Origin of the sequence: Escherichia sp. E1V33, assembly GCF_004211955.1 — a bacterium.
Lineage (GTDB): Bacteria > Pseudomonadota > Gammaproteobacteria > Enterobacterales > Enterobacteriaceae > Escherichia.
Map to the genome: position 1 here is coordinate 455,989 of NZ_RHJI01000010.1, position 13,546 is coordinate 469,534.

Consider the following 13,546-nt stretch of genomic DNA (forward strand, 5'->3'; position numbering starts at 1 on the left):
GCACATAATCCAGTATTCACAGCGATAATTATTGTTATTGCCGCTGCCTTTCAGCAGTAGATGTTAAAACATCGTTATGCATATGCGGAAGTGAAAGTTACTCACAGCGCATTGAATAAACGGTATGATGACTAAAATGCAAACAACACAACAAGGAGCCACGCATGGAAATGCTCGAAGAGCACCGCTGTTTTGAAGGCTGGCAGCAACGCTGGCGGCACGACTCCAGTACCTTAAATTGCCCGATGACGTTCAGCATTTTTCTCCCACCGCCCCGCAACAGCGCCCCTCCACCTGTGCTGTACTGGCTTTCGGGTTTAACCTGTAATGACGAGAACTTCACTACCAAAGCGGGTGCCCAACGCGTAGCGGCAGAACTGGGGATTGTGCTAGTCATGCCAGACACCAGCCCGCGTGGCGAACAGATTGCTAACGATGATGGCTACGATTTGGGCCAGGGCGCGGGGTTTTATCTCAACGCCACACAACCGCCGTGGGCGACGCATTACCGGATGTATGATTATCTGCGCGATGAATTACCGCCGCTGATTCAATCGCAATTTTACGTCAGCGATCGCTGCGCTATTAGCGGTCATTCGATGGGTGGTCATGGCGCATTGATTATGGCACTGAAAAATCCTGGCAAATACACCAGTGTTTCCGCCTTTGCGCCGATTGTGAATCCGTGTTGTGTTCCCTGGGGAATCAAAGCATTTAGCGCCTACCTGGGCGAGGATAAAAATAGCTGGGTGGAATGGGACAGTTGTGCGCTGATGTACGCCAGCAATGCGCAAGATGCGATTCCGACGCTTATCGATCAGGGCGATAATGATCAGTTTCTTGCCGACCAGCTTCAACCTGCGGTACTTGCAGAAGCCGCACGCCAAAAAGCGTGGCCGATGACGCTACGTATTCAACCTGGTTATGATCACAGCTATTACTTCATTGCCTCTTTTATAGAGGATCATCTGCGCTTCCATGCGCAGTATTTACTGAAGTGAATGTCCGCCCGGTTCGCCGGGCATCTCTTCATCAGAAGCGATAATCCACTGCCATAAAGTAACGACGTCCGTCTTCGTTATAGCTGTAGTCATCACGACTCAGATCTTTGTCGCCCAGGTTCAGCACGCCTGCGCGCAGTTTGACGTCTTTAGTCACCTGCCAGGCCGCGCCGGTATTCCAGATGGTATAACCGCCCGGTGTTTTAGCCGTCGCGCTGTCGGCACGTTTCTGACCGGTGTAGTGACCAGAAACATAGAACGACCAGTCTTCCAGCGCCAGCGGTTTCCAGTCCAGCGTACCGTTAGCGGTATGGAATGGCAGATCGGATAGTGGCTTGTTTTCTCCGTTGCTGACATCGCGTCCATCGTTGTAGGTGTAGTTGAGTGACAGCTTCCATTCATCGTTGAACGGGATTTTCAACTCGGTTTCCACGCCCTGGATACGTGCTTTATTGACGTTGTAGTAGCTGAACACCGGTATACGTCGACCGTTAGCCCCCGTCTCAAAACCAACAAAGTTTTGGTAACCCGGCGCAGCATTGACGTCAGACGTACGGCTGATGCTAATACGATCTTTCACATCATTGCGGAAGACGGTCACGCTGGATTCAACCCCTTCCAGCCAACCTTCTTCGCCCATGTAGTAAAGCCCCAGCTCCCAACTTTCGCTGGTTTCTGGTTTCAGGTCCGGGCTACCCACAATCTTACATGCCCCACGGCAGGAATTGCTCGTCCAGTCAGGGCTAAGTTGCAACAGAGAAGGCGCTTTAAAAGCCGTCGCCCAGCCCCCTTTCACCGTTACAGTATCGGTGGCGTTGTAGACCAAATAGGCACGCGGACTCCAGTGTTCGCCGTAGGTTTCGTGATCGTCCATACGCACGCCGGTCGTCAGCGCCAGCGGCTCGAAGATCCGCCATTCATCTTCCACAAACAGCGCGTACTGGCTGGCGGACGTTTTAGTGCTGGTCCCACCGGTCAGGTTCACCGCATCGCTAAGTTTGTCGTGGCGCCATTCACCACCAACCGTGACAAACTGATTGATAGCCGTCAGCGGCAGCGTGTATTTGCCATCGACCGTGTTACTTTCGGAAGTAATCGGGCTACTGTTGCCTGGGTTTTTGTTCTCAACTTTCTCACCGTAGTATTTCAGTTCGCTGGTGCCGTAATCCCAGCGCCCATTATGGCTTATGGAGTAGTTCTGGCGTTCGAGGCGGTTTTTGTCCAGCGAGTCAGAATCGCGATCCTGGCGGTCGAAACCGTAACCAGCGGTAAAATCGTGATTTTGATTCGGCGTCCAGGCAAATTCGACATTGCCATCGCGGCTGGAGAATCCTTCAATACGCGGCGTTTCTCCGGTATCAGTGGTAGAGGAACTCTGCGGGTCATCCTTTTCACGTTTTGCCAGACTGCCGTAAGCTTTCATCCCCAGTACGCCATCAATCAGCGGTCCACTCGTGAAGAACTGGCCGTTGTAGGTGTCACCGCGATCGCGATGTTCCTGAATGGTGGTATCGACCGTTACAGTGCCTGACCATTTCTGGCCGATTTTTTTAGTGATGATGTTCACCACGCCGCCGAGCGCATCAGAACCATACAGTGAAGACATCGGGCCACGTACCACTTCGATACGTTCGATGGAATCGACCGGGATCCAGTTCAGGTCAAAGTCATTATGGCGGAAGACGGCATTACGCGAGTTAACACGTTTACCATCGACAAGAATCAGGGTGTAGCTGCTATCCAGACCACGAATACTGACGCCCTTACGGTTGTCCCCTTCGTTAGTCAGTTGCACGCCCGGTACTTCTTTGAGGACATCCTTCAAATTTTGCACTGGTTTACGTTGCAAATCTTGCTGGGTAATGACACTGATACTGGCGGGCGCATCTTTGAGGTTTTGTTCAACGGAAGATGCCGTGACTACCATCGTTTCGCCATCATCATCAACCGCTAACACAGGCCATGCACATGAAATTGCGGACAAACACAGCCCGACCCGTACGAAAGGGTTCAACCTAAACATTCCATATCTCCATGAGGTAACTACGAAAATAAAATGGGTTATCGCTCACATCTTCTTCATGTCCCCTTGCGTACGGCAGCATCGCGGTAGACTTTTTTGTAGGCAGGTGATCATCCCAAAAGCCTGAACAGCCTCTGATTTGTCAGCCTTTTTTGATTTCGGCGTAACGATAATGCAAACGATAACAATTATCAATCCAAATGTTAAATTTTATATCCGCATGAATACCAAGGAAAAGAAAAAGCCCTCTCGGTTGAGAGGGCTTTATTAAGGAAGGGGTAAAACTTATTTCTTTTCGTTCTGCGGGAACTTCATTTCGCTGTAGCGTACGAAGTGGGTTCCTTTAATCAACTTATAGCCAAACCAGATCATAAGGAACAGCGGGATGCCAATATAGGTTGCCGCTACGCCGCCCCAGTCGATAGTGTCTTTCAGGAACGCTTCGTAGTTCTGGCCCAGAGTGATAATCAGGCACAGCACAAAAGCGAAGATCGGTCCCAGCGGGAAGAAGCCTGAACGGTACGGCAGATCGTTAACATCATGCCCCTGCAGCACATAACCGCGACGGAAACGATAATGGCTGATCGCAATTCCCAGCCAGGCGATAAAGCCTGTCATCCCGGAGGTGTTCAGCAGCCACAGATATACCGTCTGATTACCAAACATGGAGGTCAGGAAGCACAGACCTGCAATTACCGTGGTCGCATACAGTGCGTTACGCGGTACGCCGCCACGTGACAGTTTAGCGAAAATGCGCGGCGCTTTACCGTCACACGCCAGGGTGTACAGCATACGAGTAGACGCATACATACCGGAGTTACCGGCTGACAGCACCGCCGTCAGAATAACTGCGTTCATCACCGCCGCCGCAGAGAGCAGACCCGCGTGCTGGAACACCAGGGTGAACGGACTGACGCTGATGTCTTTAACATCGTTACGCAGCAGGCTCGGATCGGTATACGGAATAATCAGGCTGATGATCAGGATTGCGAACACATAGAACAGCAGGATTCGCCAGAACACCTGACGTACCGCACGTGGAATGTTTTTCGCCGGATCTTCGGACTCGCCTGCAGCAATACCGATCAGCTCGGTTCCCTGAAAAGAGAAGCCGACAATCATAGCTACGCCGATCATCGCCGCAAAACCACCTGCAAATGGTGCTTCGCCAATCGTCCAGTTGCTCCAGCCCGCAGGCTGTGCGCCTTTGAAGATACCGATAATCATCATCACGCCGACGATGATAAAGACAATGACCGTGGTGACTTTGATCAGTGAGAACCAGTATTCCGCCTCGCCAAAGCCACGAACTGAAATGTAGTTCAGGAGGAAGATAACGCCGAGGAACAGCGCACTCCAGATCCAACCCGGGGTGTCCGGGAACCACCAGCTCATGACCAACTGTGCGGCCACCAGGTCAACGGCGATAGTCACCGCCCAGTTGTACCAGTAGTTCCAGCCCAGCGCGAAGCCAAAGCCTTCTTCAACATAGTTCTGACCGTAAGTGGCAAACGAACCGGAAACCGGCATATATGCCGCCAGTTCACCGAGACTGGTCATCAGGAAGTAAACCATCAGGCCAATCAGCATATACGAGAGCAGCGCCCCGCCCGGACCTGCCTGAGAGATCGTTGCGCCAGAGGCAACAAAAAGACCCGTACCGATGGAGCCACCAATGGCAATCATCGTCAGGTGACGCGCCTTTAATTCACGGCGTAAGCCCGGCGCTTCTGTGGTTTTAGTTTCGGAAACCATACGAAAATGCTATCCATCTTAAAAATGAGGCGCGATTGTAGCAGACGATTTGCAATCCTTCCGGTAGAAATACGCTTTTATAAGACACCTTCATGATAGCCCAGGGATTATAAGTAAAGCAGCCAATCTCTTTTCTGGCGAATGCATACCGATGGTGCTGCGTCACGAAATCAACACAGCACCCACTGGTTTCTGTACAACGGATTAACGCGGCAAAGTGGAGGAATCGCAGTACTCCAGAAAGCGTCGTAACGCGTTAGAAAGGTGTTTCTGCCGATGGTGAATACGCCAAAGCGTGCGCATCAGGCGCGGTAGCGGAACGGCAACTTCGCGTAAAGTGCCTGCCTGTAATTGCTCTTCAATCACCCGACGTGAAAGGCAGCTAATCCCCAGTCCGTGACGCACCGCATGCTTAATCGCCTCGGAGTTACCTAACTCCATCGCCATCTCAAATTTCGGCAAATGCGACAGTAACAGATAATCGACAATTTCCCTCGTACCAGAACCGTGTTCACGTAAGATCCACGGCGCAGCAGCCAACTGTTCCAGGGTAACCGGCCCCTTAGCAAGCGGCGAGGTTGGTGCGGCAAAAACCACCAGCTCGTCTTCCAGCCACGGTTCAGAAATGATTTCTGTGCTGTGGCACGGTCCTTCAATAAAGCCAATATCAACGCGGAAATCCAGCACCGCCTGAACCACGTCCTGACTGTTACCAACGCTAAGTTCAATCGGCAACTGCGGGTAGTCAAGGCGATAACGCGCAATCACCGCAGGCAAAATGTAATTGCCGATGGTGCTACTGGCATAGACACGAATCGCGCCGTTGTCTTCGCGAAACAGTTGTTCGATTTCAACCGCCTGTTCGAGCAGTGCCAACGCACGCGGATACAGCAGTCGCCCGTGTTCATTAACAACCAGCCTTTTCCCCACGCGATCAAACAGTTGCACGCCAAGCTGCCCTTCCAGATCGGTCAAGGCTGCGCTCACTGCTGATTGCGACAACGCCAGCATCACCGACGCCTGGGTGGTTGATCCACTTTTCAATACTTCTGCAAAAACTTCCAACTGCCGGAGGGTGATGTGCATAGTCGCTTACCACTTATAAAGATTGATTATAAATATATAATCAATTTTATTTTTAAACCAGTTAGTCGTAACCTTATGCCCGGATAAAGGAGAGGGTTATGACGAATATCACCTTACAGAAACAACATCGAACACTGTGGCATTTTATTCCGGGGTTAGCCCTGAGTGCAGTTATCACCGGGGTCGCCCTGTGGGGTGGTTCCATTTCCGCGGTTGCGGGTGCCGGGTTTAGTGCCCTCACCCTCGCAATCTTGTTGGGGATGGTTTTAGGCAACACCATCTATCCGCACATCTGGAAAAGCTGTGACGGTGGTGTGCTGTTTGCCAAGCAATATTTATTACGTCTGGGTATCATTCTTTATGGCTTCCGTCTGACGTTCTCGCAAATTGCCGATGTCGGTATCAGTGGGATCATCATTGACGTGCTGACGCTGTCCAGTACCTTCCTGCTGGCTTGCTTCCTGGGGCAGAAAGTGTTTGGTCTGGATAAGCACACCAGCTGGTTGATCGGTGCCGGTAGCAGTATCTGTGGTGCTGCCGCGGTACTGGCGACTGAGCCGGTAGTGAAAGCTGAAGCCAGTAAAGTAACCGTGGCTGTTGCAACCGTTGTTATCTTCGGGACCGTCGCGATTTTCCTCTACCCGGCGATATATCCGCTGATGTCTCAATGGTTTAGCCCGGAAACTTTCGGTATCTACATTGGTTCTACTGTGCACGAAGTGGCGCAGGTGGTGGCGGCAGGTCATGCCATCAGCCCGGATGCAGAAAACGCAGCAGTTATTTCCAAAATGCTGCGCGTGATGATGCTGGCTCCGTTCCTCATTCTGCTGGCGGCGCGTGTTAAACAGCTGTCAGGGGCGAACAGCGGCGAGAAAAGCAAAATCACTATTCCGTGGTTTGCCATCTTGTTCATCGTAGTTGCCATCTTTAACTCGTTCCACCTGTTACCGCAGAGCGTGGTGAACATGCTGGTAACGCTGGATACCTTCCTGCTGGCAATGGCAATGGCGGCGCTGGGTCTGACCACTCACGTCAGCGCGCTGAAAAAAGCCGGGGCGAAACCTCTGCTGATGGCACTGATGCTGTTTGCCTGGCTGATTGTTGGTGGTGGTGTAATTAACTATGTGATTCAAAGCGTCATCGCATAAACCACTACATCTTGCTCCTGTTAACCCGCTATCATTATCGTTTTCCTCCAGCGGGTTTAACAGGAGTCCTCGCATGAAATACATTGGAGCGCACGTTAGTGCTGCTGGCGGTCTGGCAAATGCCGCAATTCGCGCCGCCGAAATCGACGCAACCGCGTTTGCCTTGTTCACCAAAAACCAACGTCAGTGGCGTGCCGCACCGCTCACGACGCAAACCATCGATGAATTCAAAGCCGCCTGTGAAAAGTATCACTACACGTCGGCGCAAATTCTTCCCCACGACAGTTATCTGATTAACCTCGGACATCCGGTTGCAGAAGCCCTGGAAAAGTCGCGCGATGCGTTTATTGATGAAATGCAGCGTTGCGAGCAACTGGGTCTTTCTTTACTCAACTTCCACCCTGGCAGTCATCTGATGCAGATTTCAGAAGAGGATTGCCTGGCGCGCATTGCCGAATCTATCAACATTGCGCTGGATAAAACAAAAGGTGTGACCGCAGTGATTGAAAACACCGCCGGTCAGGGCAGTAACTTAGGGTTTAAATTCGAACATCTCGCGGCGATTATCGACGGCGTGGAAGATAAATCCCGCGTCGGCGTCTGCATTGATACCTGCCATGCTTTCGCTGCCGGGTATGATTTGCGTACTCCAGCCGAATGCGAGAAAACGTTCGCTGATTTTGCCCGTATTGTTGGCTTTAAGTATCTGCGCGGGATGCACCTCAACGATGCGAAAAGTACCTTTGGCAGCCGCGTTGACCGCCATCATAGCCTTGGCGAAGGCAATATCGGTCATGATGCGTTCCGCTGGATCATGCAGGACGACCGCTTCGATGGCATTCCGCTGATCCTCGAAACCATCAACCCGGATATCTGGGCAGAAGAGATCGCCTGGCTGAAAGCGCAACAAACTGAACAAGCGGTAGCCTGAAGATGAACAACCGGGAGAAGGAAATCCTTGCAATTTTACGGCGTAACCCGCTGATTCAGCAGAACGAAATTGCGGACATGCTACAAATCAGTCGTTCGCGCGTTGCGGCGCATATTATGGATTTAATGCGCAAAGGGCGGATTAAAGGCAAAGGTTACATCCTCACCGAGCAGGAATACTGCGTAGTGGTGGGGACAATCAATATGGATATTCGCGGGATGGCGGATATCCGTTATCCGCAAGCGGCCTCTAATCCCGGTACGATTCATTGCTCGGCGGGCGGCGTTGGGCGCAACATTGCCCACAATCTGGCGCTGTTAGGCCGCGACGTCCATTTACTCTCGGTGATTGGCGATGACTTTTATGGCGAAATGCTTCTGGAAGAGACGCGCCGCGCCGGAGTGAATGTCTCCGGCTGCGTTCGTTTACACGGCCAAAGTACGTCAACATATCTGGCAATTGCCAATCGAGACGATCAAACCGTGTTGGCGATTAACGATACCCATCTGCTGGAACAGTTAACGCCGCAATTATTGAACGGGTCGCGCGATTTACTTCGTCATGCGGGCGTGGTACTGGCTGATTGCAACCTGACAGCCGAGGCGCTGGAATGGGTCTTTACCCTCGCTGGTGAGATCCCGGTGTTTGTCGATACCGTTTCAGAATTCAAAGCGGGCAAAATCAAACACTGGCTGGCGCATATTCACACGCTGAAACCCACTTTGCCGGAGCTGGAAATTTTATGGGGCCAGCCGATAACCAGCGATGCTGATCGTAATGCCGCAGTGAACGCGTTGCATCAGCAAGGTGTTCAGCATCTGTTTGTTTATTTGCCCGATGAGTCTGTTTATTGCAGTCAAAAGGATGGCGAACAATTTTTGCTGACTGCGCCAACGCATACGAAAGTAGACAGTTTTGGTGCTGACGATGGTTTTATGGCGGGCCTGGTGTATAGCTTTCTGGAAGGAAGCAGTTTCCTTGATAGCGCCCGTTTTGCGATGGCTTGTGCGGCAATTTCGCGCGCCAGCAGCAGCATAAACAACCCAACCCTGTCTGCCGATAACGCGCTTTCATTAGTACCAATGGTGTAACAATGTTGCCGGATTCGACGCTTGACCGCATCTTATCCGGCTCATAAATTGCGCACTACGCTAAACCAATAAAGAATCCTGCAATGGTGGCACTCATCAGGTTGGAAAGCGTCGCCGCCGCCAGCGCCCGTAAACCAAGCTGGGCGATTTCCGGCGCGCGGTGTGGCGCAACCGCAGAAAATGCCCCAACCACTACCCCGATAGAACCAAAGTTAGCGAAACCGCACAGCGCAAAAGAAATAATCGCCACGGTTTTTGCATCCAGAGTGCCACTAGTTTGCAGATATGGCGAGAAATTGAGATAAGCGACAAATTCATTTATTGCCAGCTTCTGTCCAATCAAACTCCCTGCCAGATTCGCGTCGCTCCAGTCGACACCCATCACCCACGCCAGCGGGGCCAACAGGTAACCTAAAATGGACTCCAGCGAGGCATGTTCAAAACCAAACCAGCCGCCAACGCCGCCGATAATACCGTTAATCAACGCAATTATTGCAACAAATGCCATCACTACTGTCGCCACACCTGCGGCGATTTTCAGCCCGGTCATTGCCCCTGTAGCGGCGGCTTCAATAATGCTTTTTGGCGGTGTTTCGGTGAAAGAAAGATTATTAAAGGAAACCTGAGAAGATTCCGTAGCCGGGCTTAACAGGCGGGCAAACAAGATCCCGCCTGGGATCGCCATTAACGATGCCGCCAGCAGATATTCCACAGGCACGCCCAGTGCGGCGTAACCAATCATTGTCGAACCAGCAATTGAGGCCATGCCACTGCAAATAGCCGTAAACAGCTCATTGCGATTAAGACGATCGATAAAAGGTTTCACGATCGCCGGAATTTCGTTTTGCCCGAGGAAAATGGTGGTGACCGCGACGAATGACTCAATCTTGCTGATATTTAACGCTTTCTGGAAGATACCGCCAAGAATGCGAATCAAGATCCCCATCACACCGATGTAGTAGAGAATACTCACCAGCGCGGTGACGAAGATAATTGCCGGTAATACTCTGAAGCCGAAGATAAATCCTGCGCCATCAAACAGGGTGTCCATTTTCGGCCCGACCAGCGAACCGAAGATAAAAGCACTACCTGCATCGCTGTACGCCATCACTTTATGGACGCCAAAAGCGACTTTTTCTGCGACCCAACGCCCTGGCGGTAGCCACAGCATAATGCCGCCAATCACGACCTGTAACACCAATGCCGCGCCAACGGTACGCAGGCTGATCTTCTTCTTATTCACTGACAGCAAAAACGCAATCGTCAGCAGTACCACCATTCCCAGAACACTTCTCATGACATCCATAGTTATTATCTCTTCATGTCATTTTGGGCGACGGCTTTCTGCCCATCAGAAATAGCCAGGCTTGCATCTTGCGATACTGGCCCGGCTTGTTATCAACACTTAATGGTTTTTGATGTAGCCGCGAACGCACTCTTCGACTAAGCCCCAGAACCAGTCGGTATCAATGGTGATGCCGACTTTGGTATTAGCGGGCTTGCCAAGAACGCCCAGTTCGTCGCAGACCGTGCGCCCGTAGCAAGGGCCGCTGTTGACGTCCACTTCGACGTACATCTCCTGGGTTTTAATGCCATCAGGGTTGATCAGATAACCAATGCAGGTGGCGTCATGCACCGGGCCGCCAGCCAGACCGTAGTTTTCGAACTGCGTTTTCAGAGTGAAGTTCATGATGTCGCTGAACAACTCTCCGGCAGGGCCTCCTGCCCTTTCCATCCGTGCAATCACATCCGGGGTGCAAACGGTCTGGTTGGTGAGATCGAGGCCCATCATCACTAATGGAACGCCGGAGGTGAACACCACGCGTGCAGCTTCCGGGTCGGCAAAGATGTTGAACTCGGCAGACGGCGTGAAGTTACCTGTACCGTAAGCGCCGCCCATCAGCACTATTTCACGGATTTTCGGCAGAATTGCAGGCTGCATCCGCATTGCCACCGCGATGTTTGAAAGTGGACCAACCGGTACCAGAGTGATATCACCATCGCTTGCCATCAGAGTATCGATGATGTATTTCACCGCATGGGTGCTTTCAGCTTTACGGGTCAGTGGCTCGAATACCGGGCCATCCAGTCCGGTTTCTCCGTGAATATTATCGGCAACGATTTGTTTACGCATAATTGGCTGCGGCATCCCCGCATAAACCGGAACATTAATCTCCAATTTCTGGCAAACATTCAGGCCATTAATTAATGTTTTATCGAGGGTTTGATTACCCGCCACAATGGTGATACCTAATAAATCAATCGCCGGATGTTTCGCCGCCATCATTATAGCAATAGCATCATCATGACCCGGATCACAATCCAGAATAATTTTTCTCTTTTCCATTGTTTATTTCCTCTGTTTCCAGTTGCGTTATTTTTTGCTACAGCAAAGAAATTTCTACCGGCCGATGATTGAATCTTAACAACAGCGTACGTATGCTAAATATGAGAAATCTCATAGCGGATAAACATCGTGAAAGAAATCCACAATAATGATCTTAAGCAGCAATTGATGAGTGAATCCGCGTTTAAGGATTGCTTTTCAACAGATGTTTCAGCCGATACGCGGCTGTTTCATTTTTTAGCGCGTGACTACATTGTGCAGGAAGGGCAACAGCCGTCCTGGCTGTTTTACCTGACGCGAGGCCGCGCCAGGCTTTACGCGACGCTAGCTAATGGTCGCGTGTCGCTGATTGATTTCTTTGGCGCGCCCTGTTTTATTGGCGAGATTGAGTTAATCGATAAAGACCATGAACCGCGTGCGGTGCAGGCTATTGAAGAGTGTTGGTGCCTTGCGCTCCCTATGAAACATTACCGCCCGCTGTTATTAAACGACACGCTATTTTTACGAAAACTCTGCGTCACCTTAAGTCATAAAAATTATCGTAATATTGTTTCTTTAACTCAGAATCAATCATTTCCGTTAGTGAATCGCCTGGCAGCTTTTATATTACTCTCGCAGGAAGGTGATCTTTATCACGAAAAACACACACAAGCGGCAGAGTATTTGGGTGTTTCTTATCGACACCTGTTATATGTTCTCGCACAATTCATTCACGACGGTTTATTAATTAAAAGACAGAAAGGGTATTTAATTAAAAACAGAAAGCAGCTGTTAGGGCTGGCGCTGGAAATGGACCCGGAGAATAAATTCTCCGGGATGATGCAGTAAAAATTATTTGCAGTAGTGCGATTTCCGGCTGCGTCTTATCCGGCATAAAAATCGAGCATTACGCCAGCCCAAGAAAGAAACCGGCAATAGTCGCACTCATCAGGTTGGAAAGCGTCGCTGCTGCCAGCGCCCGTAAACCAAGCTGGGCGATTTCTGGTGCGCGTTTCGGCGAAATAGCCGAGAACGCCCCAACGACAACGCCGATAGAACCAAAGTTAGCAAAACCACATAGCGCAAAGGAGATAATCGCCACGGTTTTCACTTCCAGCGTACCGCCCGTTTGCAGGTATGGGGAGAAACTCAGGTAAGCGACGAATTCGTTAATCGCCAGTTTCTGCCCAATCAGGCTACCCGCAAGGTTAGCATCGCTCCAGTCTACCCCCATGATCCATGCCAACGGTGCCAGCACATAGCCAAAAATACTTTCCAGAGAAGCATTGGCAATACCAAACCAGCCGCCAATTCCACCGATAATGCCGTTAATCAGCGCAATAATTGCGACAAACGCCATCACCACCGTCGCCACACCGGCGGCGATTTTCAACCCGGTCATCGCACCGCTCGCCGCTGCTTCGATAAAGCTTTTTGGCGGCGTTTCACTGAACGACAGATTTTCAAATGTGACCTGCGAAGGCTCGGTTGCCGGACTAAGAATACGTGCAAACAAAATACCGCCGGGGATCGCCATCAGCGATGCCGCTAACAGGTAGTCAATCGGCACGCCCATTCCGGCGTAACCAATCATCATCGAACCGGCAATGGATGCCATCCCGCTACAAATTGCGGTAAACAGCTCGTTGCGATTCATGCGATCGATAAACGGTTTAACGATCGCCGGGATCTCGTTCTGCCCGAGGAAAATAGTGGTAACCGCAACAAAAGACTCGATTTTGCTGATGTTAAGAGCTTTCTGGAAAATGCTGCCAAGAATACGAATTAGCAGTCCCATTACGCCAATGTAGTACAGCAGGCTGATAAGCGCAGTGACGAAGATAATCGCCGGGAGTACGCGAAAGGCGAAGATAAAGCCCGCACCGTCGAACAAGACATCCATTTTCGGCCCCACCAGCGAGCCAAAAATAAAGGCACTTCCGGCGTCACTGTAGGACATCACTTTATGAACGCCTAATGCCGCCTGCTCTACCGCCCATTTTCCCGGTGGAAAATAGAGCATGATGCCGCCAATGGCGATTTGCAGCAGCAGCGCGGCCCCAACCGTGCGCAAACTGATGCTTTTTTTATTTACCGACAATACAAATGCAATTGCCAGCAATACCATCATCCCTACCAAACTTCTCATTATATCCATAAGGATTTTCCCTTCATGCCAGTAAAC

At 51.0% G+C, this 13,546-nt stretch carries 11 protein-coding genes; 5 read left to right on the forward strand and 6 right to left on the reverse strand.

All coding sequences use genetic code 11. The features are described from left to right. Positions 1 to 164: 164 nt before the first annotated feature. Complete coding sequence (gene yeiG, locus D9742_RS10330; protein WP_130236846.1) at positions 165 to 1,001, forward strand: S-formylglutathione hydrolase; 837 nt, start codon at positions 165 to 167, stop codon at positions 999 to 1,001. Between the two features lie 31 nt (positions 1,002 to 1,032). Here the strand turns inward: yeiG and cirA are convergent, their stop codons facing one another. The 3 genes from cirA to yieE form a co-directional block, all read right to left on the reverse strand. Further along, complete coding sequence (gene cirA / locus D9742_RS10335) at positions 1,033 to 3,024, reverse strand: catecholate siderophore receptor CirA (RefSeq protein ID WP_130236847.1); 1,992 nt, start codon at positions 3,022 to 3,024, stop codon at positions 1,033 to 1,035. Between the two features lie 285 nt (positions 3,025 to 3,309). Continuing rightward, complete coding sequence (gene lysP / locus D9742_RS10345; RefSeq protein WP_130236848.1) at positions 3,310 to 4,779, reverse strand: lysine-specific permease; 1,470 nt, start codon at positions 4,777 to 4,779, stop codon at positions 3,310 to 3,312. 204 nt (positions 4,780 to 4,983) lie between these two features. Beyond that, a complete protein-coding gene (gene yieE / locus D9742_RS10350; RefSeq protein ID WP_130236849.1) occupies positions 4,984 to 5,865 on the reverse strand; it encodes a DNA-binding transcriptional regulator YeiE in 882 nt (293 codons plus the stop codon). Positions 5,866 to 5,963: 98 nt separating this feature from the next. On the opposite strand from yieE, the gene D9742_RS10355 reads away from it, so the two are divergent. The 3 genes from D9742_RS10355 (at position 5,964) to D9742_RS10365 (ending at position 9,035) form a co-directional block, all read left to right on the forward strand. Further along, complete coding sequence (locus tag D9742_RS10355) at positions 5,964 to 7,013, forward strand: YeiH family protein (RefSeq protein WP_130236850.1); 1,050 nt, start codon at positions 5,964 to 5,966, stop codon at positions 7,011 to 7,013. 73 nt (positions 7,014 to 7,086) lie between these two features. Beyond that, positions 7,087 to 7,944 carry a deoxyribonuclease IV gene (nfo, locus tag D9742_RS10360; RefSeq protein ID WP_130236851.1) on the forward strand — a complete coding sequence of 286 codons (858 nt, stop codon included), beginning with the start codon at positions 7,087 to 7,089 and terminating at the stop codon, positions 7,942 to 7,944. A 2-nt stretch (positions 7,945 to 7,946) separates the two neighbouring features. Then, positions 7,947 to 9,035: a sugar kinase gene (locus D9742_RS10365; RefSeq protein WP_130236852.1), complete on the forward strand. Its 1,089-nt coding sequence runs from the start codon at positions 7,947 to 7,949 to the stop codon at positions 9,033 to 9,035. Positions 9,036 to 9,090: 55 nt separating this feature from the next. Here the strand turns inward: D9742_RS10365 and D9742_RS10370 are convergent, their stop codons facing one another. Both D9742_RS10370 and rihB read right to left on the reverse strand, forming a co-directional pair. Next, positions 9,091 to 10,341, reverse strand: a complete 1,251-nt coding sequence (locus tag D9742_RS10370) for a NupC/NupG family nucleoside CNT transporter (protein WP_130236853.1) — start codon at positions 10,339 to 10,341, stop codon at positions 9,091 to 9,093. Positions 10,342 to 10,440: 99 nt separating this feature from the next. Continuing rightward, on the reverse strand, positions 10,441 to 11,382 hold the full coding sequence (gene rihB, locus D9742_RS10375; RefSeq protein WP_130236854.1) for a ribosylpyrimidine nucleosidase: 942 nt from the start codon (positions 11,380 to 11,382) through the stop codon (positions 10,441 to 10,443). Between the two features lie 129 nt (positions 11,383 to 11,511). On the opposite strand from rihB, the gene D9742_RS10380 reads away from it, so the two are divergent. Beyond that, positions 11,512 to 12,210, forward strand: coding sequence for a transcriptional regulator YeiL (locus D9742_RS10380; protein ID WP_130236855.1), 699 nt, complete (start codon positions 11,512 to 11,514; stop codon positions 12,208 to 12,210). Between the two features lie 58 nt (positions 12,211 to 12,268). On the opposite strand, the gene D9742_RS10385 is transcribed toward D9742_RS10380, so the two are convergent. Beyond that, positions 12,269 to 13,519 carry a NupC/NupG family nucleoside CNT transporter gene (locus D9742_RS10385; protein WP_130236856.1) on the reverse strand — a complete coding sequence of 417 codons (1,251 nt, stop codon included), beginning with the start codon at positions 13,517 to 13,519 and terminating at the stop codon, positions 12,269 to 12,271. Positions 13,520 to 13,546 lie beyond the last annotated feature (27 nt).

What these genes read in the sequence shown, in the direction of transcription:
- cirA (WP_130236847.1), bottom strand. Translation starts at nt 3,024, where the DNA reads ATGTTTAGGTTGAACCCTTTCGTACGGGTCGGGCTGTGTTTGTCCGCA.
- nfo (WP_130236851.1), top strand. Translation starts at nt 7,087, where the DNA reads ATGAAATACATTGGAGCGCACGTTAGTGCTGCTGGCGGTCTGGCAAAT.
- D9742_RS10365 (WP_130236852.1), top strand. Translation starts at nt 7,947, where the DNA reads ATGAACAACCGGGAGAAGGAAATCCTTGCAATTTTACGGCGTAACCCG.
- rihB (WP_130236854.1), bottom strand. Translation starts at nt 11,382, where the DNA reads ATGGAAAAGAGAAAAATTATTCTGGATTGTGATCCGGGTCATGATGAT.
- yieE (WP_130236849.1), bottom strand. Translation starts at nt 5,865, where the DNA reads ATGCACATCACCCTCCGGCAGTTGGAAGTTTTTGCAGAAGTATTGAAA.
- D9742_RS10355 (WP_130236850.1), top strand. Translation starts at nt 5,964, where the DNA reads ATGACGAATATCACCTTACAGAAACAACATCGAACACTGTGGCATTTT.
- yeiG (WP_130236846.1), top strand. Translation starts at nt 165, where the DNA reads ATGGAAATGCTCGAAGAGCACCGCTGTTTTGAAGGCTGGCAGCAACGC.
- D9742_RS10385 (WP_130236856.1), bottom strand. Translation starts at nt 13,519, where the DNA reads ATGGATATAATGAGAAGTTTGGTAGGGATGATGGTATTGCTGGCAATT.
- lysP (WP_130236848.1), bottom strand. Translation starts at nt 4,779, where the DNA reads ATGGTTTCCGAAACTAAAACCACAGAAGCGCCGGGCTTACGCCGTGAA.
- D9742_RS10370 (WP_130236853.1), bottom strand. Translation starts at nt 10,341, where the DNA reads ATGGATGTCATGAGAAGTGTTCTGGGAATGGTGGTACTGCTGACGATT.